The sequence below is a fragment of the Bacillus australimaris genome, assembly GCF_001307105.1.
Lineage (GTDB): Bacteria > Bacillota > Bacilli > Bacillales > Bacillaceae > Bacillus > Bacillus australimaris.
Window position 1 is genome coordinate 19,312 of sequence record NZ_LGYN01000001.1, and the last position, 26,285, is coordinate 45,596.

At 41.9% G+C, this 26,285-nt stretch carries 24 protein-coding genes; 7 read left to right on the top strand and 17 right to left on the bottom strand.

The window, feature by feature from the left end:
- Window positions 1-54: 54 nt before the first annotated feature.
- Genes AKG37_RS00070 through proC form a run of 3 tightly spaced genes read right to left on the bottom strand, consistent with a single transcriptional unit; the run spans window position 55 to window position 3,285 of the window.
- Window positions 55-1,323 (bottom strand): glutamate-5-semialdehyde dehydrogenase, encoded by a 1,269-nt coding sequence (locus AKG37_RS00070; protein WP_060697025.1) that lies wholly within the window; start codon window positions 1,321-1,323, stop codon window positions 55-57.
- Between the two features lie 18 nt (window positions 1,324-1,341).
- Window positions 1,342-2,460 carry a glutamate 5-kinase gene (proB, locus tag AKG37_RS00075; RefSeq protein ID WP_060697026.1) on the bottom strand — a complete coding sequence of 373 codons (1,119 nt, stop codon included), beginning with the start codon at window positions 2,458-2,460 and terminating at the stop codon, window positions 1,342-1,344.
- A 27-nt stretch (window positions 2,461-2,487) separates the two neighbouring features.
- Complete coding sequence (gene proC, locus AKG37_RS00080) at window positions 2,488-3,285, bottom strand: pyrroline-5-carboxylate reductase (protein WP_060697027.1); 798 nt, start codon at window positions 3,283-3,285, stop codon at window positions 2,488-2,490.
- Between the two features lie 470 nt (window positions 3,286-3,755).
- On the opposite strand from proC, the gene AKG37_RS00085 reads away from it, so the two are divergent.
- Together AKG37_RS00085 and AKG37_RS00090 are read left to right on the top strand one after the other, a co-directional pair.
- On the top strand, window positions 3,756-4,952 hold the full coding sequence (locus AKG37_RS00085) for a cytochrome P450 (protein ID WP_060697028.1): 1,197 nt from the start codon (window positions 3,756-3,758) through the stop codon (window positions 4,950-4,952).
- A 129-nt stretch (window positions 4,953-5,081) separates the two neighbouring features.
- Window positions 5,082-7,124 carry a molybdopterin oxidoreductase family protein gene (locus tag AKG37_RS00090; protein ID WP_060697029.1) on the top strand — a complete coding sequence of 681 codons (2,043 nt, stop codon included), beginning with the start codon at window positions 5,082-5,084 and terminating at the stop codon, window positions 7,122-7,124.
- A gap of 42 nt (window positions 7,125-7,166) precedes the next feature.
- Here the strand turns inward: AKG37_RS00090 and AKG37_RS00095 are convergent, their stop codons facing one another.
- The 3 genes from AKG37_RS00095 to xylA all read right to left on the bottom strand — a co-directional run bounded on the left by AKG37_RS00095 (window position 7,167) and on the right by xylA (window position 10,819).
- Complete coding sequence (locus AKG37_RS00095; RefSeq protein WP_060697030.1) at window positions 7,167-7,853, bottom strand: glycoside hydrolase family 11 protein; 687 nt, start codon at window positions 7,851-7,853, stop codon at window positions 7,167-7,169.
- A gap of 93 nt (window positions 7,854-7,946) precedes the next feature.
- The gene (xylB, locus tag AKG37_RS00100; RefSeq protein ID WP_060697031.1) at window positions 7,947-9,446 is read right to left on the bottom strand and encodes a xylulokinase; all 1,500 of its coding nucleotides are present in this window, start codon (window positions 9,444-9,446) and stop codon (window positions 7,947-7,949) included.
- A gap of 35 nt (window positions 9,447-9,481) precedes the next feature.
- Window positions 9,482-10,819: a xylose isomerase gene (gene xylA, locus AKG37_RS00105; RefSeq protein ID WP_060697032.1), complete on the bottom strand. Its 1,338-nt coding sequence runs from the start codon at window positions 10,817-10,819 to the stop codon at window positions 9,482-9,484.
- Between the two features lie 211 nt (window positions 10,820-11,030).
- On the opposite strand from xylA, the gene AKG37_RS00110 reads away from it, so the two are divergent.
- A complete protein-coding gene (locus AKG37_RS00110; RefSeq protein WP_060697033.1) occupies window positions 11,031-12,191 on the top strand; it encodes an ROK family transcriptional regulator in 1,161 nt (386 codons plus the stop codon).
- Between the two features lie 46 nt (window positions 12,192-12,237).
- Here AKG37_RS00110 and AKG37_RS00115 read toward each other — a convergent pair whose 3' ends face one another.
- The 3 genes from AKG37_RS00115 to csaA all read right to left on the bottom strand — a co-directional run bounded on the left by AKG37_RS00115 (window position 12,238) and on the right by csaA (window position 16,107).
- Entirely contained in the window at window positions 12,238-13,845 is a 1,608-nt protein-coding gene (locus tag AKG37_RS00115) for a glycoside hydrolase family 43 protein (protein ID WP_060697034.1), read from the bottom strand.
- 24 nt (window positions 13,846-13,869) lie between these two features.
- Window positions 13,870-15,261 carry an MFS transporter gene (locus tag AKG37_RS00120; protein ID WP_060697035.1) on the bottom strand — a complete coding sequence of 464 codons (1,392 nt, stop codon included), beginning with the start codon at window positions 15,259-15,261 and terminating at the stop codon, window positions 13,870-13,872.
- Between the two features lie 513 nt (window positions 15,262-15,774).
- On the bottom strand, window positions 15,775-16,107 hold the full coding sequence (gene csaA, locus AKG37_RS00125; RefSeq protein WP_060697036.1) for a chaperone CsaA: 333 nt from the start codon (window positions 16,105-16,107) through the stop codon (window positions 15,775-15,777).
- Window positions 16,108-16,350: 243 nt separating this feature from the next.
- On the opposite strand from csaA, the gene AKG37_RS00130 reads away from it, so the two are divergent.
- Window positions 16,351-16,830, top strand: coding sequence for a site-2 protease family protein (locus tag AKG37_RS00130; RefSeq protein ID WP_060697037.1), 480 nt, complete (start codon window positions 16,351-16,353; stop codon window positions 16,828-16,830).
- Here AKG37_RS00130 and AKG37_RS00135 read toward each other — a convergent pair.
- The 7 genes from AKG37_RS00135 to AKG37_RS00165 form a co-directional block, all read right to left on the bottom strand.
- Entirely contained in the window at window positions 16,820-18,451 is a 1,632-nt protein-coding gene (locus AKG37_RS00135; protein WP_060697740.1) for a YndJ family protein, read from the bottom strand. The genes AKG37_RS00130 and AKG37_RS00135 overlap by 11 nt on opposite strands.
- Complete coding sequence (locus tag AKG37_RS00140) at window positions 18,444-19,052, bottom strand: DUF4166 domain-containing protein (RefSeq protein WP_060697038.1); 609 nt, start codon at window positions 19,050-19,052, stop codon at window positions 18,444-18,446. The genes AKG37_RS00135 and AKG37_RS00140 overlap by 8 nt, the downstream gene beginning before the upstream one ends.
- A 2-nt stretch (window positions 19,053-19,054) precedes the next feature.
- A complete protein-coding gene (locus AKG37_RS00145; RefSeq protein WP_077233665.1) occupies window positions 19,055-19,897 on the bottom strand; it encodes a hypothetical protein in 843 nt (280 codons plus the stop codon).
- A 148-nt stretch (window positions 19,898-20,045) separates the two neighbouring features.
- On the bottom strand, window positions 20,046-20,618 hold the full coding sequence (locus tag AKG37_RS00150) for a TetR/AcrR family transcriptional regulator (RefSeq protein WP_060697039.1): 573 nt from the start codon (window positions 20,616-20,618) through the stop codon (window positions 20,046-20,048).
- Window positions 20,619-20,621: 3 nt separating this feature from the next.
- The gene (locus AKG37_RS00155) at window positions 20,622-21,341 is read right to left on the bottom strand and encodes an MBL fold metallo-hydrolase (protein ID WP_060697040.1); all 720 of its coding nucleotides are present in this window, start codon (window positions 21,339-21,341) and stop codon (window positions 20,622-20,624) included.
- A gap of 37 nt (window positions 21,342-21,378) precedes the next feature.
- Window positions 21,379-21,852, bottom strand: coding sequence for a GyrI-like domain-containing protein (locus tag AKG37_RS00160; protein WP_060697041.1), 474 nt, complete (start codon window positions 21,850-21,852; stop codon window positions 21,379-21,381).
- A gap of 54 nt (window positions 21,853-21,906) precedes the next feature.
- Window positions 21,907-22,839, bottom strand: a complete 933-nt coding sequence (locus tag AKG37_RS00165) for a helix-turn-helix transcriptional regulator (RefSeq protein ID WP_060697042.1) — start codon at window positions 22,837-22,839, stop codon at window positions 21,907-21,909.
- A gap of 118 nt (window positions 22,840-22,957) precedes the next feature.
- On the opposite strand from AKG37_RS00165, the gene AKG37_RS00170 reads away from it, so the two are divergent.
- A complete protein-coding gene (locus AKG37_RS00170) occupies window positions 22,958-23,482 on the top strand; it encodes a CcdC protein domain-containing protein (protein WP_060697043.1) in 525 nt (174 codons plus the stop codon).
- Between the two features lie 197 nt (window positions 23,483-23,679).
- Here AKG37_RS00170 and czrA read toward each other — a convergent pair whose 3' ends face one another.
- Window positions 23,680-24,009 (bottom strand): Zn(II)-responsive metalloregulatory transcriptional repressor CzrA, encoded by a 330-nt coding sequence (gene czrA, locus AKG37_RS00175; RefSeq protein ID WP_060697044.1) that lies wholly within the window; start codon window positions 24,007-24,009, stop codon window positions 23,680-23,682.
- A gap of 186 nt (window positions 24,010-24,195) precedes the next feature.
- Here czrA and AKG37_RS00180 point away from each other — a divergent pair, with 186 nt between their 5' ends.
- On the top strand, window positions 24,196-25,521 hold the full coding sequence (locus AKG37_RS00180) for an APC family permease (protein WP_060697045.1): 1,326 nt from the start codon (window positions 24,196-24,198) through the stop codon (window positions 25,519-25,521).
- Window positions 25,522-25,618: 97 nt separating this feature from the next.
- Window positions 25,619-26,281, top strand: a complete 663-nt coding sequence (locus AKG37_RS00185; RefSeq protein ID WP_060697046.1) for a lysozyme family protein — start codon at window positions 25,619-25,621, stop codon at window positions 26,279-26,281.
- The last annotated feature ends 4 nt before the right edge of the window (window positions 26,282-26,285 follow it).

Consider the following 26,285-nt stretch of genomic DNA (forward strand, 5'->3'; position numbering starts at 1 on the left):
AAGATAAATTAAAAAACACTACCCCATAAAAAAGGTAGTGTTTTTGTCTCTCTCCTAGCTTCTAATCTGACCGTCACCAGACAGAAGCAGCTTTGATGTCGTGAGTGCTGGAAGTCCCATTGGCCCTCTTGCGTGCAGCTTTTGAGTGGAGATACCAATTTCAGCTCCATAGCCAAGTGCGCCGCCGTCTGTAAAGCGGGTAGATGCGTTGTGATAGACGGCCGCCGCATCGACTTCGTTTTGAAATGTGAGGGCATTTTTTTCATCGTCTGTCACGATCGCTTCTGAATGTTTTGTGCCGTACTGATCGATATGGCTGATCGCTTCCTCCATTGAATCGACTACTTTGACCGCAAGATCAAGACTTAAATACTCATCTGTCCAATCCACTTCCACAGCAGGAACCACGTTTGAGAAGTAAGACTGTGCTGCCTGATCGCCGTGTACAGTGACATGGTGCTCCTGCAGGGCTTCGTTCAATGCTGCTGCATTCTCTTTCAGCCAATCGCGATGAATGATCAGTGTCTCAAGCGCATTGCATACAGCGGGACGATTCGTTTTTGCATTGATCACAATCTCAATGGCTTTTTTCACATTCGCAGTTTGGTCAATAAAGACATGGCAGTTTCCTGTCCCTGTTTCAAGCACTGGAATAGTGGATTCTTCCACCACTGTTTTAATTAAAGAAGCCCCGCCTCGCGGAATTAAGACATCGATCCATTCTTTTAGTTGAAACATCGCCTGAACCGACGAACGGTCTGTTTGTTCAATAAATTGCACCGCATCACGAGGAATCTTTGTTTGATCCAGTGCTTTATGCATCACACTGACGATGGCTTTGTTGGAAGAAATAGCGGAGGAACCGCCTTTTAATATCACTGAGTTGCCTGCCTTTAAGGCAAGGCCTGCTGCATCAACAGTGACGTTCGGTCTCGCTTCATAGATCATCCCGATCACACCGAGCGGTACTCTTCGGCTTTTCACGTGTAAGCCGTTTTCAAGAGTCCATTCATCCAATATTTCTCCAACAGGATCTGTTAGTCTCGTCACAAGCCGCAAACTTTCTGCAAACTCATGAATTCTTTCTTCGTTTAGCATTAATCGATCTAATAGTGCTTCAGAAAAGCCTTTTTCTTTTCCTTCCTCTAAATCCTTTTGATTCTCCTGTAAAATGAAGCTGCTATTTTGTTCTAGCGCTTCTGCTATTTTAAAGAGCGCCTCATTCTTTTCCTCTGTCTGAAGTAAACCTAGTTTTTTGGACACGTGCTTTGCTTTTTTCGCTTTTTCTTTGACCGATGTGACAACTTCAGCTGTCAGTGTCATGAAATTCCTCCTTTGTCGTTAGCAGACTGGTATCGATAAATCTAAATGACAAACAAATGCTTCAAGATCGACTACATGCACAATTTCATCCTGTAATAAGTCACTTGTAAGGGTGAGTTCATCTGACGCATAATTCACAATGCCAAGCCCTATTTCTCTTCCATCTTCATCTAATATACGTACTACATCGCCTTTTTTAAACGAACCTTTCACACTGACAATCCCATCAGAATCAAGGCTTCTCTCACGGTGCATAAGAAATTCCTGTGTTTTCTCTTGAACCACAATCTCACCTTTTGGTCCAGAATGAAAGGCAATCCACTGCTTCTTATAATTCAGCGGGGCTACATTTTCGTCAGCGGTAAAATAAGTCCCATCCTCTGTCCCGTTGATTGCTTTGTCTAAAATGTGAGGCGTATCTGCTTTTCCTAAAAAGCCGTTGATTCCTGCGGCCATTGAAATTTTAAAGGCATCAAGCTTTGATTTCATTCCGCCTGTACCTACGCTGCTGCCTGCGTCTCCAGCAGCTGCTTCGATGTCTTCTGTGATGTCTGTTACTTCGAGAATTTTCTTTGCATTTGGATTTGTATGAGGATTATCTTCATACAAGCCATCAATATCAGATAAAATGGCAAGGAAATCCGCATCAATGAGTCCAGCTACTTTTGCAGACAGTGTATCGTTGTCTCCAAACTTCAGCCGATTGATCGTCACTGTATCATTTTCATTTATAATAGGGATGATGCCTCGATCTAATAACACATTCATCGTGTTGCGCACATTTTGATAGCGCGTTTCATCAGAAAAATCACTTCTTGTGATTAAGAGCTGTGAGGCAATATAACCGTGTGATAAAAACAAAGTAGAATATGATTCCATTAAAAGCCCTTGCCCAATTGAGGCAGATGCCTGTTTTTCCGGCAGTGTTTTCGGGCGATCGATAAATCCTAGTTTTCGGTAACCAGCTGCAACCGCGCCAGAAGAAACCAAAATGACTTCGTGTCCTTCATCTTTGAGTTTCACAATTTGATTGACGAGGTTTTCTAATTTTTTCAAACTAATCTCACCTTGAAAGCTAGTAAGAGAGCTGCTTCCAATTTTCACAACAATTCGTTTTCTCTCTTTATCTGCGTACACCTTATCACTCCTGTACCTGAGCTATATTTATATAGATACTTTTTGTTTTTGCTCATTGCTTATCTCTTTTGATCGATTGGCGGCATGTTTGACGGCCTGCTTGATCGCTTCTCCTCCGCCAAAATCATTTAATGCATTTAGTCCTGCAGCAGTTGTTCCATTTGGTGACGTAATTTTCTCTCTTAAGACAGAAGGATTTTCCTCTGTTTCTTGCAGCATTTTTGCCGCACCGAGAAGTGTCTGTGTACCGATTTGGCGAGACAGTTCCTTTGATAAACCCGCTTCTTCGCCAACTTCTTCGATTCTTTCCATTAAGAAATAAAAGTAGGCGGGCCCGCTTCCGGCAATCCCCGTGAAAATATCCATTTGTTCTTCTTCAATGGTATAGACTTCGCCCATTTCAGATAAAAGAGCTTGACTCATGCTGATATGGTCATTTGTTACATAACGTCCTGCAGATAAAGCGGTCGCTGATGCCCCGATCGTACTTGACGTATTTGGCATGACCCTCATGACAGGCTGACCTTCATGCAGCATGTCTTCAATATACGATAGCTTCACACCTGCTAGGACAGACAAGATGAGCTGATCTTTCTGAATATGAGATTTTAATGATTCAAGTGCTGCTTCAGCATCCTTTGGCTTCATGGCCAGGATCAACATATCCATTTCTTCAAAAGGAAATGAATCCATTGTGGCTGTTTGGATTCCGTATCGTTTCGTTAGTTCATTCAATCGAAGTTGATTTTGTCTGTTTGTTGCGTAGATTTGGCCTTGCGGCATCTTTCCTGATCGCACAATCCCTGCAATCATTCCTTCCGCCATAGAACCTGCTCCAATGAAAGCAATTTTCTTTTGATCAATGATATTGATCCTCTCCCTTGTTCGCTTTTTGTTCGTGTTTTTCGCACGTTAGTAATCGTAACATGATGAGAAATCGTGTCAAGAAAGGGCCAGCGCTTTTCAAAAGTCCCGAATGCCCAGCGGACAGCTTGCTGCAAGTATGTTAGACGTGTTTTTCGAAAACAGCATTTTAGATCAAAAGAACTACACTCATTTGAATCATAGGACCCTTTCGTTCGACTGAATTCACCATTTTATTTTTGGTTTCGGTGACTTCAATTCTATTTTTTAGAAAGCGCTATCAATTTAATGACTTTCTATTTTCCTAAACAATGAATGTGCTTGAATCTTTCGATTAGACTATTGACATATTTTAGAAAACATGTCCGTTGAAATGATATTTTACTGGTGATACCGTGAAAGAGAAATCATGTGAAAAAGGAGCGTTCATAATGAAAGTGAAAGAAAACTATGTCAATGTCATTCCAATGAAAGAAATCCGTTCTACCGATGACCTTCTTTTCCCATTCCCTATTTACAATGAGCTACGCGCGCAGAGTGATATTCGATATGATGAGACAAGAAAGTGCTGGGATCTCTTTCGATATGCGGATATCCAGTCTGTTTTGAAGCAGCCTAAAGTGTTCTCATCACAGCGAGGAAGAAGCACGTCTAAAACAAGTATTTTAACGATGGACCCTCCAAAACATACAAAGATGAGAGCGCTCGTGAATAAAGCCTTCACACCAAAGGCGATCAAGCAATTAGAAGATAAGATCAAAGACTTGACACATCATCTATTAAATCAAGTCAAGGATCAACGTACTTTTGATATCGTGCAAGATTTAGCAGCTCCCCTTCCAGTGATGATCATCGCTGAGCTTCTCGGTGCAGAGGTGCAGGACAGAGAGCTGATTAAAAAACATTCTGATTCCCTTGTAGCAGGTGCTAAAGATGAATCAAAAGAAGCCATTCAGGCTGTTGTAGATATGCAGAAACGCGCTGAAGAGGAGCTGTCCATTTATTTTGCTCATCTGATCCAAAAACGAAAAGAAGCGCCTGCCGATGACTTGATCTCGCTTCTCATTCAAGCGGAAATTGATGGTGAGCGTTTAACGGAGAATGAATTGCTTGGCTTTTGTATTCTATTACTCGTGGCTGGAAATGAGACAACGACCAATTTAATCACAAATGCAGTTCGGCTGCTAACAGAACAGCCGCAAATCGCCGAAGCAGTACGGCAAGATCCCTCTCTTGTTCCTCAATTGACGGAGGAAACGTTACGATATTATCCGCCTGTTCAAGCCATTGGCCGAATCGCCGCTGAGGATGTTGAGATTGCAGGATCACGCATTGAAAAAGGAGACTACCTCATCAGCTGGGTAGCTTCGGCAAATCGGGATGAACAAAAGTTTGAAGATCCAGATACGTTCCGGCTTGACCGGAAATCAAATCCGCATATGAGCTTTGGTTTTGGCATTCATTTTTGTCTAGGTGCACCGCTCGCCCGGCTTGAAAGCAACATTGCGCTTGACGTTTTACTCCATACGTTTCAAGACATCACCTGCGCGGCAGATCAGCTAAAACCGATTCAAAGCACGTTTGTTTTTGGGGTAAAAGAATTTCCTGTACAAGTCACTCGTTTTTAAAAGCCCCTATTCAGGGGCTTTTTTCATTTTCATTCAATTCACCATCTCTTTCTTACCTTCCACCCCCGAACATGCTAAAATAAAGTCCATACAAAGTGATAACGGAATATAGAAAGGAAGTCAAAACTCATGACCGATTTTACAGCAATGAAAGACGGAATATTCAAATCAGTTTGTTCGTTAGATTGCCCGGATCAGTGTGGTCTTTTAATACATAAAGAAAATGGAAAGATCGTGAAAGTGCAAGGAGATCCGGACCATCCTGTCACACAAGGAAACATATGCAATAAAGTGCGGAATGTCACCGCCCGTTTATATGATGAAAAACGGCTGACCACTCCTTTAAAGCGTGTTGGCCGAAAAGGTGAAGCTCAGTTTGAGCCGATTACGTGGGAAGAAGCCATTGAAACCATTCGGCAGAAATGGACAAAGCTGATCGAAGAAAAAGGTCCAGAAAGCATCCTGCCTTACAGCTTCTATGGGAACATGGGCAATCTGAATGCAGAAGGAATGGACCGCCGCTTTTTCTATCGTCTTGGTTCAAGCCAGTTAGACCGTACGATCTGTCAGTCAGCAGGAACGACTGGCTATAAATATACAATGGGTGCAAGCATTGGGACAGATCCTGAAGACACCATTCATACGAAACTATTTATCTTTTGGGGCATCAATGCAGTGTCGACCAATATGCACCAAATCACACTGGCACAACAAGCAAGAAAGCAAGGAGCAAAGATTGTCGTAATTGATGTTCACAAGAATCAAACCGGCCGGATGGCAGATTGGTTCATTCCGCTTCGTCCTGGCACTGACAGTGCGCTTGCCCTTGGCATCATGCATGTCCTTTTTAAAGAGGAACGTACAGATGAAGCATTTTTAGAAACTTACACAGTCGGCCATAAAGAGCTGCGAGAGCATGTGAAGCAATATGATCCAGACACGGTTGAGCGCATCACCGGTGTTCCTAAAGAGGACATCATGACTCTTGCGAGAATGTATTCCGATACAACACCTTCTCTCATTCGCATTGGCAATGGTTTGCAGCATCATGATAATGGCGGAATGAGTATTCGGACCATCTCCTGCCTCCCTGCCTTAACTGGTCAGTGGCTGCATAAGGGCGGCGGTGCGATGAAATCAAATTCTTCTTTTCTCAGCTATAATGAAGCAGCTCTTCAACGCCCGGATTTATTAAAAGAACGCACGCCTAGATCATTTAATATGAATCAGCTAGGCAGCGTGCTAACAAGCGCAGAGCCTTCCGTTGATTCTCTCTTTATCTACTCGTGCAACCCAGCGGTTGTAACACCCGAGGCAAATAAAGTCAGAGAAGGTTTGCTGAGAGAGGACTTATTTACGGTTGTGCATGACTTGTTCATGACAGAGACAGCCACTTATGCAGATCTTGTTCTGCCGGCAACTTCTGCCTTTGAAAATGAAGATTTCTATACATCGTATTGGCATCATTATATTCAAATTCAAGAACCAGTGATAGAGCGCTATGGAGAAAGCAAATCCAATACTGAAGTATTCCGGCTGTTAGCCCATGCGATGGGTTTTGAAGATGAAGCCTTCCGTGAAACAGATGCAGAACTGATGAAGCAAGCCCTTCATCATCCAGAAAATCCGCATTATGAGGACATTTCATACGAAGCATTAAAAGAAAAGAAATGGATCAAAGCAAAACGTGGACCTTTCCAGGAATTAAAGCTTCAAACCCCAAGCGGGAAAATTGAGCTTTATTCAGAACAAATGAAAAAAGACGGGTATCCTGCACTTCCAACCTATGTACCCCTTTATCAGGAAAGTGATTATCCGCTGACGTTTATACCGGGACCGAACCATAATTTTCTGAATTCCACCTTCTCACTTCATGAAAAGCATCAAAAGCTTGAGAAATTTCCGAAGCTTCACATGAATGAACAAGATGCCAAGGAAAGAAAGATTGAAGATGGTGACATGGTGCGTGTGCTGAACGATCGAGGAGAATGTGAGCTTGTCGTGTCAGTCGGTCACAATGTTTTATCTGGTGCGGTGGTCAGTCAAGGGTTATGGGCAGATCAAAAAGGCAAAAAGCATCTCGTCAATGGATTAACACCTGATCGATTGGCAGATATGGGCGGCGGCGCAACGTTCTTTTCTGGCAGAGTGGAAGTTGAAAAATTGTCATAGAAAGAAGAAAAGCCAGCAAAATTGCTGGCTTTTTTATATGCTTTATTGTCCAATAAACAGCTGGTTGGTCATTACATTCGCACTTCCGCTACTTTGGTAGCCTTCTACAGTAAATGCCGTTTCATACATTTTGCCCATTGGCATCCCTAAGCTTTCCCATTTTTTAAAATGTGCACTGACGGAGACTGTTCCGCTTGTACGTTTTGTTTGACGTACACTCCAATATTGCTTGAAGGTCGCAATCCCGATAATGGAAGGCTGATTGACGCGGGTCGTTTCATAAATGTCATATGTGCCTCCATCGGCATAAAATGATCCTTTATACGCTCCTGTTGGACGATACGTGCCCCATGAATCAACAATGTAGTATTCTGCTAGTGGAGATTGTGTCCAGCCATAGACACATAAATAGGAATTCCCGCCTGGGTTAAAGTTTGCGTTGTAATTGATGGAGATGTTGCCAAGTTGATGATGAGTTTTAGTGGAATCGAACTTCTTTCCTTTCCGAAATAAAGCATTTCCGATACTGTTCCAGCCTGCACTAAATGCCCCGCCGTTATTGAGTGTCATCGAGGTATTTCCATAATCCTTCCATAATTCATAATCGTACCCGCTATGTGAGCCCATTTCATTATTATAAATCGTTTTCGCATCAACTGGTACAGCAGTCAGTGTCAGCACTAGTCCAATACACATAACAAACAAAAGCCTCAATCTTTTCAAATTCATTTTCCATCCCTCTCCTTTTTCATTCGTATTGTTCTGTCTTCTCTAAGATGAATAAAGCGAGCCCATCACCTCCTTTCATATAATCCTTCTCTTTTAGACCGATCGATACGGTTCTAGCCCGGCATGGATGTCTCTTGTTTGTGTATAAATCCGTTGATACAAAGGAAATAGATCGGCGTATACATTTGCATGCTGCTGCTTTGGCTCATAAATGGCTGTTTGATGGATCAATAGATCTGCACATGCATCAAGTGATGGATACCATCCGCAGCCAACCGCAGCCAGCATGGCTGCACCTAAAGCAGGTCCTTGTTCATTGTCTAGCTGGATGACTTCAGCCTGAAAAATGTCTGCTTGCATTTGAAGCCATGTTCTACTTCTCGCACCACCGCCAATGGACACAATAGAATTTATGTTTTTTCCTGCTTGCCGGAACAATGCGATGGACTCATTTAACGAGAAGGTGATACCTTCTAGCACAGCCCTGACGACATGTGCTCTTTCATGCCGGCTGTCTAACCCAATGAAGCTGCCGCGAATGCTCGAATCCGCATGAGGTGTTCTTTCTCCGACTAAATAGGGGGTAAAGAGCAACCCTTTTGCTCCTGGCGTGATATTAGCTGCACCCTCTAACAGCGATTGGAACGATTCCTCTGGAGCGAGTAAGCCTTTTATCCAATTAAGGCTATATCCTGCTGAAAGGGTGACGCCCATTGTGTAAAAAGCATCTTTTTTTGCATGATGAAACAAATGTAAATTCCCTTGAAGCTCTCTTTCATGATCCTCTTCGTAGGAAAGAATCACCCCAGACGTGCCAATGCTGCATAACGTGCGATCAGAGGATACGATGCCAGCACCAATGGCTCCGCAAGCATTGTCTGCCCCGCCAGCAAAAACCTTCGCACCTTCCTTGATCCCTACTTCACGTGCAATTTGCGGCAAAAGTGGACCAACCTCCGCCTCTGATGTGACAAGCGGCGGGCATATATGACGAGGTATATCAAATGCCTGACAAATCTCTTCACTCCACTCACTGTCTCCAATATTGAACATCAATGTACCGGCCGCATCAGAATAATCACAATGGAGAGCACCGGTTAAACGAAATCTAACATAATCTTTTGGAAGTAAAAACATGTCGATTTGCTGATCAATATGTGGTTCATGTTCCTTTATCCATAATAGTTTTGGCAGTGTGAATCCTTCTAACGCCCGATTTTTTGTGATCTTTTGCAGCCTGTCTCCAAGCCTTTTTGTGATATGTGTACATTGTGCTGTCGTTCGTGTATCATTCCATAAAATCGCAGGGCGGAGCACTTGGCGGGATTCATTTAACAGAACTAGACCATGCATCTGTCCAGAAAAGCTGATGCCTTCTACTTCCCTTGAATGATCAGGCAGCTTTTCCATCAGTTCTTTCATCGCAGCGATTGTCTGCTTGACCCAATCCTCAGGCTGCTGCTCACAATATCCTGGCTCTTCTTGAATGAGGCGGTAAGGCTTTGAGGCTTCAGAGCACACCTTTCCGTTCTCATCTACTAATATCACTTTGACCCCGCTCGTTCCAAGATCGATTCCCATCACATACTTCATGTTTTCACTCCTTTAAAACAGGCCCGCCCCTTCAATTAATCTTCTAACAAGTATTGATTTAACCGGGCTTTCAGCTGTTCTTCTCTTCCTGATTCATTTCTGATCAAAGGATGTTTCAGCGCATATTCTTCTAGCGTATGAAAGTTTGCCTTCCCTTCTGAAATGTCACGTCCAATTCCTTCAGAAAAGCTGCGGTACCGGTGTTTGATAACATCTTCAAACACACGATCTTCTATGAGTCTATGAGCTACCCTCAGTCCTTTTGCAAATGCATCCATCCCTGCAATATGCGCATATAAAATATCTTCAAGTTCAAAAGAAGCTCTTCTCACTTTTGCATCAAAATTGAGACCGCCAGACCCCAGCCCGCCATTTTGCAGAATTTCATACATAGCAAGGGTTGTGGCATATAAATCGGTTGGAAATTCGTCTGTGTCCCATCCGAGAAGTGAATTTCCTTGGTTTGCATCAACAGAACCGAGCAGTCCATGAATTCTGGCGACACGTAATTCATGCTCAAACGTATGACCAGCCAGCGTCGCATGATTGGCCTCAATATTCAATTTAAAATGAGTATCTAATCCGTATTGTTTTAAAAAGGCGATGGACGTCGCTGCATCAGTGTCATATTGATGAGTCGTTGGCTCCTTTGGTTTTGGCTCAATTAGAAACTGGCCAGTGTACCCAATTTCTTTTGCATAATCAACAGCCATATGAAAGAAGGCCGCCATGTGATCAAGCTCTCTTTTCATATCTGTATTCAGCAGCGTATCGTACCCTTCTCGTCCTCCCCAGAAGACGTAATTTTCTGCGCCGAGTTCTTTAGCCGTTTCGATGCCTTTTTTAACCTGTGCGGCCGCATAAGCAAAGACATCTGCATGACAAGATGTTGCAGCGCCATGTACAAATCTAGGGTGCTTGAACATATTGGCAGTGTTCCACAGCAGTTTCACCCCACTATGCTTCATGTACTCTTTCATTCTATCTAAAATGATGTCTAATTGTTGATTGGTCTCTTGAAGCGTATCTCCCTCTGGTGCAATATCACGGTCATGGAAGGAAAAATACGGAACATCCAATAGATCAAAAAGCTGAAAAGCCACTTCTAATCTAGCTTTCGCTAAATCCATTCCGCTATAGGAGTCCCAGGCTCTCTCTATTGTGCCCGTTCCAAACATGTCTGTTCCATCAGCAGTCAATGTATGCCAATACGCGACTGAAAACCGCAGATGGTCCTTCATTGTTTTTCCGCCAATCACTTCGCTAGGATTATAGTATTGAAAAGCGAGTGGGTTTTTTGATTGTTTTCCTTCATATTGAATTTTACCGATTCCTTCTAAGCTGTTTAACGTTTTGATATTTGATTTACCCATCCTTCATTCCTCCTGAGTACGCTTTGTAAGTTCATTCAACAAACTAATGGTCAATCTATGATCAAATCACTTCGAATTTTCCATATTTTTTAGTTTTTTAGAAATATTTTCGTTATAATAAAGTTAAAATCATCCTTCTTCCTAAATAACACGCGAAGAAAAGCAGCATTTCTCAACTTAATCTAAAGATGAAACAAATGGAGTGGATAACGTGGATATCGCTGATCAAAACTTTGTAAAAAAGATCAATCAAAAACTATTATTAAAAGAAATTCTCCAGCATGCACCAATTTCGAGAGCAAAATTATCTGAACGTACTGGATTAAATAAATCGACTGTTTCTTCTCAAGTAAGTACATTAATGAAAGAGCATCTCGTCTACGAAATCGGTCAAGGTGAGTCTAGTGGCGGAAGAAGACCGGTTTTACTGATGTTTAATAAACGGGCTGGCTGCTCCATCGGGATTGATGTCGGCGTTGATTATGTCAACGGTATATTAACAGACCTTGAAGGTTCTATTCTTTACGAAGAGCAGATCAAGCTCCCATCCAGCTCTCCTGATGTGACCACACGCATATTAATTGAATTAATACAGCAGCTGATCGCACAAATGCCCTCTTCCCCCTACGGGCTCATTGGCATTGGCCTCTGCATACATGGATTAGTGGATGCAGATGAACAAATCGTGTTTACACCTCATTCTAAATGGAAAAATGTTGATCTAAAAAAGGCGCTCAAAGACACATTTCAAGTACCCATATTCATTGAAAATGAAGCAAATGCGGGTGCATATGGTGAGAAAATTTTTGGTGCCGCTAAACACTATGACCATTTGATCTATGCAAGCATCGGCACCGGGATAGGGATTGGAATCATTATTAACCACCATTTATATAGAGGTGCATATGGTTTTTCTGGTGAAATGGGACATATGACCATCGACTATAATGGACCAACATGCAGCTGCGGAAACCGCGGATGCTGGGAGTTGTATGCATCTGAGAAAGCCTTGTTTCAGTCTCTTCAAACAGATGATCAGCATATTTCGCATCAAGATGTGGAACAGCTGGCAAATGTAAATGATATGAAAACACTAAATGCTTTGCGCAACTTTGGTTTTTACCTTGGCGTTGGTCTCACGAACGTCATGCATACCTTTAACCCGCAAGCCATTATTTTAAGAAACAAAGTGATTGAATCACATGAGGCTGTGCTACATGTGATTGGGGAGGAGTTATCCTCGAGAATGGATACTCAGTTCAGCTCACGTGTAGAACTGCTCCCTTCGTCATTAGGACACAACGCACCAGTATTGGGGATGACATCTCTTGTCATAGAAGCTTTCCTGCAAGATACCACCCTCACTACATAACCTATCCATTGTTCAAAAAAGACAGCTCTTCGCGTGTTGTCTTTTTTTATTTATCTGTTTCCTCATAGCGAAAATAGTTGAAATCAGCAGGAAGACGCTCGCCGCTTGTATCTTGGCACTGCATGCCGACAAATGCCCCTGTAAAAAATCCCCCTCCTCGAATGAAATCATCGGATAAATGGCTTGATTCAAGCGACACATCAATTTCCTTCCACTCTTTTTGATCAAAAGAATAAGAATAGGTATATGTCTCTTTCTGGACGGTCACCTTTAAATAGACATACGTGACCTCTTCTGGAATGACGATTTTATGTGTCAATGGCTGAGAAAAGGCAAGGTTTTGACAGACAGATAGTTCAAGAATGCGGCCAAGTTTCTCATCATATGTCACCTGAAGTGCAGTCCAATTTTCCGTATTATAATAATTCACAAGACCAGCGGCTTGCTGAAAGTTTTCTGGGAAGAACGAAACAGCTGTCTCTGCTTCAAAATAAAAACTTTGCCAGCGCCTTGCAACAAAGGCTTGCGTAAACTTAGACGTTAAGGATTCGTGACCGTATAACCTTAAATGCTGAGGTTTCTCCGTTAACGAACCAATCTGATCGGTAAACGGAATTCTTAACGTTTGGAAATGTCGATTCAGCGTTGTTTCTTGAAACTCATCGACTGTATGATAGGTTGGTGCAAAAACCTTTTCGTCGATCTCTGGCGCTTCAACCTCAAGCGTTCCCTCTTTTCCGCCTACAACATATGGCCAGCCATCCTTCCATTCGAGCTTTTGAATTGCAGTTTCTCTTCCTAAAGGACACCAGCCCCTTTGTTGAAATACCGATTCCTTGCTTGATTGAATCGGTCGGCCAGTAAGATGAGCGAGATACCATTCATTTGTATGCGTTTGAACGATTGAAGCATGCCCGCATTTTTGAAGCGGATGTTCAGGCACGTGAAAGGCACTTAAAATTGGGTTATCAGGATGAACCTCATAAGGCCCTTCAATATGCGAGGACCGGGCGATCGTTGCCGCATGCTCATACCGGGTACCCCCTTCTGCCGTTAATAAATAGTAGTAGTCACCGATGTGATACAGATGCGGCGCTTCTGTCAGTTTAATCGGTGTACCTTTAAAAATGACCTTCCGCTGGCCGATGAGCTTCTTTTCAGCCACACTATATTCCTGCAAAGCAATACCTGCAAAGGAATGATGCTTTTCCCTATGATCCCACAGCATATTTAAGACGTATTTCTTCCCGCTTTGATCATGGAATAAGGATGGATCAAAACCAGAGCTGTTGAGCCAAACTGGCTCACTCCAATCACCGTCCACCTCGCTTGCCGTGACCAAATAATTATGACCGTCTTTAAATGGCCCATCCACAACTTTGATATCGGAATAAATCAGCCAAAACTGCCCATCTGCATAGCTTAAGCACGGAGCCCATACTCCGCCAGAATCAGGATTTCCCTTCATATCCAGCTGCGACGTTTTTTGCAAAGGCCGCGCAGCAAGCCGCCAATGGACGAGATCCTTTGAATGATAAATTTGAACCCCTGGAAACCATTCAAATGTAGAGACCGCCATGTAGTAATCTTCTCCCACACGACAAATACTTGGGTCAGGGTTAAACCCCTTGAGCACTGGATTCGTAATCTTCATTGAACTTCCTCCTCTTTCAGTGACCTACATTTTAAAATCGTCCATATGATCGACATACACCTTGTCTCTATTCTCAAGCTCCCTGACGACTTTTTTGTGTTTTTCTTCATCTAAGTTATAAAAATTAATATCAATCATCGCTAAAATCAGTAAGCATACAGGAATGACCGTTGTCGTGATTAAAATGCCTAGTAAGGCTTCTGGTGTTTGCATTTGGTTCGCGACATAGCCAAATCGATCAAGTACAAGCCCTGGCACAATCCCGCCTAATGCCATCCCGAATTTAAAGAAAAATCCAATGACGGCATAGATGAGTCCGCCCATCCTTTTCCCTGTTTTATATTCGCCATATTCAACGGTTTCAGGAATGAGCGCCCACATGTAAGCACCGGCTGTAATACTTCCTGCAGCTGCAACAAGCCTGGAAACAAGAATTAAAGTGATTTGACTCGGCGGTATTACAATTAAAGCAAGAAGACCTACGATATTCAGCAATAATGAATAATTCAAAAGCTTTTTCTTTCCTAACAGCTTGTGCAGTTTTGGAATAAACGGCAGCACCATTAAAGCTGGCAGACTGCCAATGAGTCCGTACCATTTCACTAAATCCTCTCTGCCAAGGTTATATGTCACATAATAGATTCCAACAGAGTTGCTGATTGAGTTCACGCCAAAAATAATAATAAAGAAAATACTTAATACAACAAGCGGGCGATTCACACGTAACTGAACAAAGATATCACTGAACTTAATTTTTTCCTCGGGCTTTTGAAGCGTGACACGTTCATTTGTGCTCTTAAAACAGAAAATAAGTAATGCACCGCCAAGAATGCCGAGAAAACCCATCGTCATCTGCCAGCCGAGTGCTGTATTTCCTGTTGTATCACTCAAAAAAGTCGCAAGAAAAGGAACAAAAAAAGCAACAACCAAACCACCTAGATTGGCAAAAAGCATACGAACAGACGTAATACTGACGACCTCTTGGTTATTTCTCGTCATTGCGGATGTTAAAGCGCCATAAGGGACATTGATGAATGTGTATGTAAGCGATAAACCAACATACGTGATGTAGGCATAAACGAGTTTACCCATTTCAGAAAAATCAGGCGTGGTAAAGCAAAGGATGGCAAGTACAACAAAAGGAAATGCACCGAATAACAAGTAAGGTCTAAACCTGCCAAAACGGCTGTTCGTTCGATCTACCATTGCACCAATAAACGGATCTGCAAGCGCATCAATGGCACGAACAACTAAAAACATCGTCCCTGCTGCTGCCGCTGACAAACCATACACATCTGTATAAAAAAATAATAGATACGTAGAGACAGTTGCATAAATTAAATTACATGCGAAATCTCCTGAAGCATATCCGACTTTTTCAGACATACGAATCTTCTTTAAATTCTCACTAACCATGAGCTTTCTCCCTTCTACTCTTAACCTCTTTTAATAAACAGATGATGGAGGGCAGCGGCAGTCAATGCGAAGAATATAAAGCGCTTTCAATTTGTTGTAAAAATGAAGCTGAATATTTCATCCTTTCAGCTTAGCCCACTAGCGTAGCAAATCATTTGAATGATGGAATCATCCCCTTTAATGGTCGGCATATGATGTGAAACTCATCTTAGTTTATCGACTAAACAAACTAAGATGAGTTCATTTTATAAAATCTGATCTGACTTTTCAATATCTTTTGAAAAAATAATCCAAATAATCGATATCTTGTCATTTTTCTTCTAAAATGATGTGAAAATCTGAAGGAATTCATTTAATGGTTGCAATTCAGCTCATCCCATGCTATATTAATCAAGCGATGAGCTGAATTGTGTAAGTCGGGTAACATGTCTCTTTGAGACACACACGAATGTGGCGTGTGGTTATTCCGCCTCAATACGCAAAAGACATCTTCTGATGAAGATGTCTTTTTTCTTATCCTATTTTTGTCCCATTTTCAACCGGCTCATCTGTAGCTAGTAAAACCACGTCTTCTTTTGACGGCATGCCCCCTAAGACAAGCACTTCTGATTTGAACCCTGCAATTCTTCTTGGCGGAAAATTAACAACTGCTACAATTTGTTTCCCAATAAGATTCTCAGCCGTATAACGTTTTGTCAGCTGAGCACTAGATTGCTTTAGACCAATCTCTTCACCAAAATCAATCTTCAGTTTCAAAGCAGGCACTCTTGCCTCTGCAAAAAATGCTGCTTCTTTGATCGTCCCAACGCGAATATCTAACGCCAAAAACTGTTCAACATCTGCCATATGACTCTCTCCTCTTCATTAAGGTAAGTTCATCTACTAAGGTAATCTATTGATTTCTTCATTGTAGCACATTCATTTCGTCAAAAAGGTGATGCAAAAAGCCTATTCATCGCAAAAACCATTCTTTAGTTTACATAATGATTTTATCGTGATGTATTAAATGTTTGCATCCTGAAAATGAATTCAGTAAAATGGCAAATAATCCTACTGCTTCCTCCCGAATATATTGGGGAGGGTTAACACTTGTTTACATTATCAGATATGTGGACGTTTTGCTGGTCGTTTTTCGTCATTCTTCCTATCGTTGCCATTTTGCATCAGCTTGGCCATATTTTGGTCGCGTGGATGTTTGGGGCAAAGGTTTCTTTTGCTCTTGGCAGAGGCAAAAAAGTATTGAAAATAGGCGTTGTTGAAATTAGACGAATCTATTTTTTAGATGCATTTTGCCACTATGAAGAAATGAGGAAAAATAACCGGTTGTCGCACATTCTTGTCTATCTAGGCGGTTCATTATGCAACCTGCTCAGTGTTCTCATACTGAATACAATGATCGCCAATAATATCCTGCCAGAACATCAATTTTTCTATCAATTTGCTTACTTTTCAATCTACTATGTATTTTTTGCACTGCTGCCCGTTCAGTATGCAGATCATCATCCGAGTGACGGGCAAGCGATTGTGAACATCATTCGGCACGGTGAACCGTGTGACATCATTGACTAACAGGATGATTTTCGCTGTCAATTTGATAATGAATCTTTAAAAAAGGAATACCGAACAGCTTCATTTGATGAATCGCTGTGAGACTTTTATCTGACTTCGGCTTCATATGAAAGCTTTCTTCCATTGGCAGTTTCATGGTGATAAATGGCGTATGCAAATACAATCCTTCGTCACCGGTACTGCCTTTTGGACATGCGCTTTTTAATAGAAAGTCTTCCTTTTCATTAAAAGGTTTTAAAATGGCGGTCATCTGTGAATATGGAAGCGGCAGTGCAATATTCATATAGCCCACAGCTGCATCGTGATGGTGAGCATAAAGCGCAAAAAAGACCTGCTCCCCTTTTTCGTTTTGACGAATCCACGCCCGGACATTCTCCCTCTCTTCCTTAGGATGTTGAAATGTTGTCAGACGTCCCTTCATTTCATACGGCCTGCGAGCTGTTCCCAAATAGAGCTGGCCTATTTTCTTAAAAACTGGCTGAAGTAAAAAAACAAACGGCCTCATCCACCAATGAAAACAGACGGCTGCTTTTAACGTAAATGACATAGGGGTTTCATAAAACCTTCGAATCACAGGTGATACCCTTTCAGCCGAAAATGTCGTTCCATTTAATTCATCAAGTGAATCGACTAAACCGAGCTTCTCCCGCTCATGCATTCTTTCCTTTTGAAAAGAAATCAAATGAAAGCGGCCATGCACTCTTGAAATCGGGAACTCCTTCTGCCTTAATTGATCCCTCGGTCCTTCGATCAGCCATCCAATCAGATCTGGTAAAATAACAAAAAAGGCATTGATACTGCCATGAAACCAAATCATCTGATCAATGCTGATGTAGGTCACGCGCATGAGCATACCAGCTGAATAAAGAAGAGACAGCATGATTGTCCCCATTAACACGCAGCTAGAAAACACAACGAGCCCCTTTGACACAGTGGATCGAAATCTAGTTTTCATACAAAGTAAGCCATACAAATAAAGAGCCATCACATAAAGAAAAACGCTGAACGTATCAAATAGACGTGAGAAGCTAATCCCAACAGCAATCATCACAGGCGACAACAAAATCACCCATCCTGCCGCTTTGTATAAAGCTGTCTCTTTTTCTCGCTGCCTTCCTAATAATCCATAGAAAAGCGGGATAAAAAAAGCCGAATAATGAAAATGAATAGCGGTCAAAAGCACAATGATCGGTGAAAAGGTCATCACCTGTATATCTGCCGTATACAGCCAAAACCAAAGTCCGCCTAAAGCGAGGTACATCCATGCACCATCAATCAGTAATTCATGAAGCGGAAATGTTCCCCTTTTCAGCAATCGAGTGAAACCAAATAGTGCCAAAATGAGCGTATACAAAAACCAGCCGGATGCAAACAAGGCGGAATGATAGATAAATGCAGCAGTTGCACAAAAAGCAGCTACTGGGAAGGCTTTCATTAAAAAGCCGATCAGCAGCCCCGAATTTCTCTCCTTTGCTTCCTTCGCAAAAAAGGCTAAAACCGCTGGAAGGAAAAACAGAATCGCGATAAGCACAAAAAATTCGGCTATCGGTCCAGTCATCAAACGGGTGGCGATAAAACAACACATGAAGATGAGACTTGATAGGAAATGCCATTTATTCATCATGAGACACCACCCTTTCAGTAAACCGGCCTTTATATGTAAAAAGGGTCCCAAACAGTCGATTCTTCACATGGACATGAATCGTATACTCATCTGCATGCTCGTCGTAGCCTTCTGTGACATCTGACTCGCCATAAAGCCATGAAGGCAGCGGCCACTCTTTTCCAAAGATCAACAGCTTCTGCCGGCCGGATTGAATGTGCAGAAACCCATGTTTTGTTACTGTAAAGTGAAGCTCTGACATAAGAAGTCTGGGCTTTCCAAAATAGTCTAGTACTTTATGACTCTTCTGATCAATGATCATATCGGCATCAAAGTGCCGTTCCTTCTTTGAGAAATAAAACGTACGAAACCAGTGCATACCTTCCTCTCCCTTACTTGTTAGAAAGGGCTCATTAACAATTCGGAAGGGAATGTTTTTTCCTCTCTCAGGGAAAAAACAACGAAACAATGGGCCAATTTTGAAGAAAAATCGAATGAGCCTCGTCCCGCCGCCTATTTCCTCCATAGTGCCTTCAGCAGTAAACGCACGGTTGTATCTCTCTTTTAATGTTGGATGCAGCTTATCGTAATTCTTTACTTGATGACGATGAACGACCATTTCTATCCCCCCCTTTTTCGTTTGATCGAAAATACATCTACACAATCTTTTAAATTAATCATTCCTGCAATAGACAAGATGAAAAAGGCACTCATCACAAGCGGCTCATGAAGTGTCGTTTGCGGGGATAGGACCCCTATACAAAGCAAGATCAACAGATACATGCTTTGAAAAATGAAGAGATATTTCTTCGATAGCTTAGGGATCAGCCATGATACACCTAAAAGGGCATAAAATAACCGAAATCCGCCGCTATGATCAAAAGCAGAATGTGAAAAAGGGATGACCGCTTGGCATAACCAAACAATGGCAAACAGCAAACAAATACCGTAATGGGCAAGTGTTCTCTCCAATAACAACCGAGGATGCGTTCCCTTTTCAAGCCACGTCTTTAATGCGCCAAAACTAAAGGCTGTCATAAACCCGATCATCGGGCGAAAAAGAAACCGATCTGCCCATGACCACCCTTTTCCTTCTTTCGGTTCGTAATCAAATTGAGTTTGAAATACAATATGTTCGTTCGTTTTCACATATTTCCAATAGCCGCCGCCTTCTTTGATGAAGGACAAGGGGTGTGACGATTTGAATTTGAGAGAGGACGCCCGTTCATTTCGTTCATCCATCATTCTTGTTCGATACGCTCCTGTCCCTGTAACACTTACACCAAATCCAAGGTGTTTTTCATACAAAAAGGTTTGGGGCTGTTCATCTTGAGGACCATTTAATGAAATGGTTGAAAAACGCATATCCCACTGTTCGTGAAGCTTTGGATTTTGCGTATATTCCCATACTTTCTCTATAGGTGCATGAATCGTTGTTTCCACATAAACAGGCTTTCTTTTCATCTGCCTCTACTCCCCTATGTGAATTATTTCACATAATAAGCATACCATGTTTCACAAAACTGTCAAATCTTTATTCGTTTTCTATCAAAAAAATTGTTCCAGACAGACGCCCCCTTATGATATCGATTTGCTGCAAAAAAAAGACCTGTCAAGTAGACAGATCTTCTTTCTGCAATACACCTGTAATGTAGAGCCGGACCGCATAGCTCACACTTTCTTCAAGCTCTTCTTTTCGTTGAAACCCCTTTTTATTAGAAATATCACCGAATCCGTGCAGTAAGCTTCTCAGTCCTCTGACGACATGTGTCATTTCTTTTTCTTTTACACCAAAGCGTGACATGATGGTTTGAACAAACTGAACAAGGCGCTCTGCCGCAATACTTACTTCATTTTCGTTCATATGTGAAAAGGCGGCTTCATAAAGGCCAGGGTGTTCTCGGACAAATTGCACATATTGTTTGGCAAAGGCTAAAACAGCTTCTTCTTTTTCCAGCCCCTCTGTGACTTGTATACCTTCCTCACAAAGCATAGACAGCCCCTTTACGGCGAGTCCTGCCTGAATCTCGTGAAGGCCGGATACGTGATTGTAGAGAGAAGGCGGTCTGATGTTCAGCCTTTTAGACAATGTAGCAATTGTCAAAGCAGAAAAGCCCTCTTCATCTACAAATGCTGCCGCTGTATCCATGATTTTTTCTTGTGTGATACCCATTCTCGGAGACACGGTTTACTGGCCCCCTTTCTTTAGCTGATACTGCCTTTTACGGACAGCAGCTTGAAGCCTTTCATGAGGTTCTATGATGAGATCACCATGTCCTGCTGCAAGACAGGATACGTGCAGAGTCAATAATTTTTCGGCACTTTTTAGTGCAGTTTCTGCATCCCATGTGGCGAATGCCGGGAACGGAAAGCTCCACCGAAATTCACCCGTTACCGATAAGCCGCCTTTTGTTACAAGTGCATCCCCTGCAATGACAACTCCTGATCTTTCATCATATAAGGAGATGCTGCCAGGTGTATGCCCTGGTGTTGCAATGACTTTCAGTGGTCCAATCTCATCTCCATCTTCAACAAGCACATCCGGTTTTGTGTGAATACCTTTTGAAAAACTGCCTTTGATTTTTTTCTGGGGTTCACCAGGGAGCAAGGAAAGGTCACCTTCAAATAGACGGGCATCTCGTTTTGATAAATAGACAACTGCCTTTGGAAAAGCCTTTTTCACTTCATCTAATGCACCGATATGATCCATATGACTATGGGTAAGAATGATTTTGTCGATTGGTTTGTCCTTTTTACGAGCAAATTCGATGATCGAGTTGGCTGCCATCTTTAAAGAAGCATCAATTAAAATCAGTCCATTTTCTTCTTCAAATACATAACAATTTACCGGAAATACTCGCGGCATTAATGTAAGCTGGTGCAGACGGTCAAAAGTTGTCAATCTCATCATGTGTCCCCCTAAAACTAATGTTGTTAGTTTTATATTAACTAATACTATTAGTTTTAGCAAACATTTTCTCGTCAACCGCAATATAAATATCAACTTGAGCTTCTTTTGGATCTAAAGATCTTTCATCATACCATTCAAAATCACCTGTATATGTGCGGAAATGGCGCTGATCCCACGTCCAAATCTTGTGCCACGCTTCAAGCACAACCTCTTCAATCGGTCCCTTTCTCGTTTGAAATCTTGCGTAGGTGGACGCAGGAATCTCTATGACAAGATCTCGATGCTGGTTCGCGAATTGCCCAGCCGTGAATAAATACGAGCCATGTTCATCTTTTTCATAATCTGAATACAGCCCTATGACGGGTGCTTGTCCTCCATGAAGCTGCTGCGCGAAAAATTGCTGCCAGAGCGGGGCAATCTTCCGTTCTTTTGTTTGCTCAATTTCGTTTGTTGTTCGAGCAGACATCCCCTTGATCCATTGTTTCTCTAAAGTCACGATATCGTACATACATTCTCATCTCCTTTTTTCCCATCATATAAAAAGAAACCTGACAACATTGTGTCAAGTTCCTTTTTGTTTCAGAAATTGTTTTAATTGGAGATCAAACGCTTCCTTGATATGCTGCGGTGAAAGAATGTCCACATCCGGTCCTAAATAAAATAAGAAACTATTGAGCCAATCATCTTGAGGCACACTCAATGTTGCCAGATAAGTTCCGTCTGAACAAACAATCCATTCGTTCTCATCCACCCATTCCTTCACTTTGCCCACTGATGCTTCCGTTAGCCTAAGTGTGAGATTGGTGACTGAAGGCTCATCATGCCAAGAGTCGTTCCAAGGCTTCTCCTCATTTTTGATTTTTTTCGGCTTGAAATAACCGGAAATGGTCATGAGGTCTGTCATTCTTGTCAGCTTGAACAGACGAAAAGCTTTTTTCACACAGCAAAACGCATATAAATACCAATGCCTTCCTTTTAAGACGAGCGTATAAGGCTCCACTTTCCGTGGAAGTGTTTCACCTTTCGCATTGCGATAGATGAACTGAATGTATTGGTGCGCTGAGGCAGCTGTATGTATGAGCTGGAGCTTCTTCTCTGCCTGACTGTCTTTCCCCCAGGAGCTTAAATCAATGAAAACATGATGCTGTTTGTCGCTTTCATCGGTATGTGACGAGATGAGAGATTTGATTTTCTTCAAAACATGCTCACTTTCTTTAAAGGTGTATGCACTCGTCATGCTTTCAAGGGCTGTTAAAATAAGCTCAATATCATCATCGGTAAATAGTTTTTTCTCTAAACGATAATCGTCAACGAGTGAAATGCCTCCTCCTGCTCCTTGCGTTGTTACAACAGGAATACCCGCTTGGTTGATGGTCTCAATATCACGATAAATAGTCCTCACGCTCACTTCGTGAAGTTCAGCGAGCTCTTTCGCTTGAACTTGCTTCTTGCTAATGAGCAGCATCACAATAGATAAAACGCGATCGATTTTCATGACTTTTCCTCTTTTTCATAAATGTAGGTTTTGATTTGATAAAAAAAGAAAGAATGGTAAAGATAAGTAACAGTCGGCATTCTTTTACATCCCTGCACATGCAGGAGGAGGTTGCATCATGACACATCACGTGTGGCAATTATTCATCATTGGGGGAATTATGCTGATCTGCATCATCATTCGAATGAATCGAATGAGACGTTATCAGCTTGTCCGCCCGATCAGCCTTTTGATGAGAATGTATGTATTTGGACTCACTGCCCTTATTCTTATATCAGAAGGCTTGCAAAATCACAGCATCTTCATCTATGCCGTCATTGGTATGCTCTTTGGAAGCAGTCTGGCCGTTCATGCCTATGAGACGATTCGCATGAAAGAAGAAAATGGCCGGCTTTATGTGAAAACGAGTAAATGGATTGAAAGCTTCATTTTATGTTTATTTTTATCTAGACTTAGTTTTAAGCTGGTTGAGCTGACAAACCATTCGTTGACAAAGATTGGTGTCGTTGAACTGTATCAGCATATCGTAAGTGATGATGCCATGACCATGCTCAGCTTTTTTCTGTTAGCTGCTTACTATGTCGTTTTTTCTTATCAAATGATAAAAGCAGGTAAACGAACGGCGCATGTGCATCAAGTATAAAAACCTTCCTAAAAGAATAGGAGATTTCAGCCTGTAGACCCTCGCATTCGGTGTCAGGTCTGCGCTCTGGTGCTCCCCCTTCCTAGACTTCAAGGTTCTCATGTCACGCTAAAAAGAAGACAAAGAGCTAAAATAAAGATCATTTTAGCCCTTTGTCAACAATCTGAACCCTTCCTATAAGAGCAGGAAGGGTTTTCTTAGTCATGCTGTGCATGGTGAATCATTTGTTCAAGTACTTCCATCACATGCTGATCTTCAGGGCTGTAAAAAATTGAGGTCCCTGCTCGTCTAGATTTTACGAGACGAAGGTTTTTTAAAAAGCGCAGCTGATGAGACACGGTTGATTGCATAAGATCCAGTGTTTCTGCTATATCATTTACCGAGTGTTCACCTTGAGACAGCAGGTGCAGGATTCGAATACGCGTCGGATCAGATAAGGCTTTAAATGTTTGGGAGACAAGAAATAGACTTTCTTCATCCAGCTCCATCCGTTCCTGTTCTTGATTTGTATTCAGTTCTTCCTTCATTTCGCTTCACCTTTCTTGTCAGTCAAATCACGACTTATTCTATGTATCATCATATACCAAAACGTGCGGCGTGCAAAGCGGGCACACTTTAGAAAAACGATTTATTCAAATAGCATTGACACTTGGTAGCATTCTTTTTAAAATGAGCATTATTTATTCATTTTTTTAGAGGAGCTGATAGACAAATTGACTGAAGAGCCAAGACTAAAACGCAGCCTGACTGTCTTTCCACTTGTTGTGATCGGGCTTGCTTATATGGACCCACTTGTCGTATTTGATTCATACGGCATTGTTGCTCAGCTAACGAAAGGACACGTAGCTGCAGCATATATATTTACGTTACTTGCATTACTATTGACAGCGCTTAGCTATGGGAATATGGTGAAGGCTTTTCCAAAAGCAGGATCTGCTTATACATATGCGCAAAAAAGTATTCATCCTCATGTCGGCTTCATTGTAGGCTGGACACTTTTACTGGATTATTTATTTTTGCCTATGGTGAATTTTGCGATCGGAAGCGCGTATTTAACCGCAGCCTTTCCTGATGTACCTCATTACATTTGGATCATCATACTTGCTATCGCCATAACGACTGTCAATGTAATCGGTATTCGGCTAACAGCCAACATTACGGCACTATTTGTGACCTTCCAAGTCATTGTCGCCGTCACCTTTGTTGGGTTTATTATTTATGGACTCACGCAAAACGCAGGCAGTGGCGAATTATTGTCAGCCCGTCCTTTTTATTCAGCGAGCTTAGATCCAGCACTTATTTTTTCAGGAGCGACCATTTTATGTTTTTCTTTTCTGGGATTTGATGCTATTTCAACTATGTCCGAGGAAACCATTAAGCCAAAAAAGACGATTCCTCTCGCAATTTTCTTAACAGTCGCCATTGGAGGCGTGCTGTTTACCTTGACATCTTATTTTTTACAGCAGGTGTTTCCAAATTTTCAGCAGTTCAAGCATCCCGATGCAGCCTCACTTGAAATTGCGGAATTTGTGGGCGGCGCATTTCTCCACTCTTTCTTTTTAGCTGGCACAATGGTCGCTGTCATCTCTTCTTCCTTATCGTCACATGCGAGTGCAGCAAGGCTTTTATATGCTATGGGAAGAGATGAGTCATTACCGAAACGTTTTTTCGGATATATTCATCCGAGATTAAAAACCCCTGTCTTTAATATTTTATTAATCGGAGCTTTCTCCTTAACCGCAGTCATTGGCGAACTTGAAGTCATTTATTCCTTTATCAGCTTCGGCGCGTTGATTGGATTCACTTTTGTTAACTTGTCTGTTTTTGCGTATTACTTCATCAGACAAAAACAAAGAGGTGTACTGAACACATTGAGGTATGCAGTGATTCCTCTATGCGGAACAGCCTTTTGTATGTGGCTCTTAACGAGCATCAGTACAAATGCATTGATCATTGGCATGGTTTGGCTGATTATCGGTTTTGTTTATTTCTGCTACAGACTGAAAACAAGACCTGAATTTACGTTTGGGTATGATTGATTATAAGGTTTTCACTTGGTATCCTGCGCAGGATATGGCATAATAAAAAGGCTGTACTTCCCTTTTAAAAGCGGGGCAAAACAGGGGTGAACTGACCTTGAAAAAGAAAAAAACAGGATGTTTTGCCATTTCAGGCTGTTTCACGATTTTTCTGTTTGTTTTCGTATTAGCAGCCATTGTCATTTCCTTTAATCAAAAGGAGTTAAAAAAGCTGCCGATTGATACGGAATCAATTGTTTTGTCGAGATTGGATGATTACAAACCGCTTGTAGAAACAGAGTTAAGAGATCAAGATCTAGATCAGTATACCGCGTTAATCCTAGGTATGATGTATCAAGAATCGAAAGGCAGAGGCGGAGATCCAATGCAGTCCTCTGAATCTCTTGGTTTGAAACGAAATGAAATCAATGACCCTCAGAAAAGCATTAAACAAGGAGTCCAGCATTTTTCGACTATGTACAAGCATGGGAAGAAAAAAGGCGTTGATTTGGAAACCATTATTCAAAGCTATAACATGGGAATCGGCTATATTGATTTTGTTGCAAAAAACGGGGGAAAACATTCCGAGAAATTGGCAAAGCAATACTCCAAAAAGCAAGTGAAACGAAACCCCAAAGTCTATACGTGCGGTGGCAATAAAGATAACTTCCGCTATCCGTATTGCTACGGTGACTTCACTTACGCTGAAAAAGTAAAAGAAAAAACGAAAACAGTTGAAGAAAAGATGAAATTGGCTTCATCATCCACACCATCATCGTAAAAAA

Excerpts from the sequence above, each read along its gene's own strand:
- AKG37_RS00160 (WP_060697041.1), bottom strand. The coding sequence starts at position 21,852 with ATGTACGATATCGTGACTTTAGAGAAACAATGGATCAAGGGGATGTCT.
- AKG37_RS00115 (WP_060697034.1), bottom strand. The coding sequence starts at position 13,845 with ATGAAGATTACGAATCCAGTGCTCAAGGGGTTTAACCCTGACCCAAGT.
- AKG37_RS00070 (WP_060697025.1), bottom strand. The coding sequence starts at position 1,323 with ATGACACTGACAGCTGAAGTTGTCACATCGGTCAAAGAAAAAGCGAAA.
- AKG37_RS00095 (WP_060697030.1), bottom strand. The coding sequence starts at position 7,853 with ATGAATTTGAAAAGATTGAGGCTTTTGTTTGTTATGTGTATTGGACTA.
- csaA (WP_060697036.1), bottom strand. The coding sequence starts at position 16,107 with ATGGCAGATGTTGAACAGTTTTTGGCGTTAGATATTCGCGTTGGGACG.
- xylB (WP_060697031.1), bottom strand. The coding sequence starts at position 9,446 with ATGAAGTATGTGATGGGAATCGATCTTGGAACGAGCGGGGTCAAAGTG.
- czrA (WP_060697044.1), bottom strand. The coding sequence starts at position 24,009 with ATGAAGGAAGAACTGAATACAAATCAAGAACAGGAACGGATGGAGCTG.
- xylA (WP_060697032.1), bottom strand. The coding sequence starts at position 10,819 with ATGGGTAAATCAAATATCAAAACGTTAAACAGCTTAGAAGGAATCGGT.
- AKG37_RS00140 (WP_060697038.1), bottom strand. The coding sequence starts at position 19,052 with ATGGTCGTTCATCGTCATCAAGTAAAGAATTACGATAAGCTGCATCCA.
- AKG37_RS00165 (WP_060697042.1), bottom strand. The coding sequence starts at position 22,839 with ATGAAAATCGATCGCGTTTTATCTATTGTGATGCTGCTCATTAGCAAG.
- AKG37_RS00170 (WP_060697043.1), top strand. The coding sequence starts at position 22,958 with ATGACACATCACGTGTGGCAATTATTCATCATTGGGGGAATTATGCTG.
- AKG37_RS00135 (WP_060697740.1), bottom strand. The coding sequence starts at position 18,451 with ATGAATAAATGGCATTTCCTATCAAGTCTCATCTTCATGTGTTGTTTT.
- AKG37_RS00120 (WP_060697035.1), bottom strand. The coding sequence starts at position 15,261 with ATGGTTAGTGAGAATTTAAAGAAGATTCGTATGTCTGAAAAAGTCGGA.
- AKG37_RS00155 (WP_060697040.1), bottom strand. The coding sequence starts at position 21,341 with ATGAGATTGACAACTTTTGACCGTCTGCACCAGCTTACATTAATGCCG.
- AKG37_RS00085 (WP_060697028.1), top strand. The coding sequence starts at position 3,756 with ATGAAAGTGAAAGAAAACTATGTCAATGTCATTCCAATGAAAGAAATC.
- proC (WP_060697027.1), bottom strand. The coding sequence starts at position 3,285 with ATGGCGGAAGGAATGATTGCAGGGATTGTGCGATCAGGAAAGATGCCG.
- AKG37_RS00090 (WP_060697029.1), top strand. The coding sequence starts at position 5,082 with ATGACCGATTTTACAGCAATGAAAGACGGAATATTCAAATCAGTTTGT.
- AKG37_RS00145 (WP_077233665.1), bottom strand. The coding sequence starts at position 19,897 with ATGAAAAGAAAGCCTGTTTATGTGGAAACAACGATTCATGCACCTATA.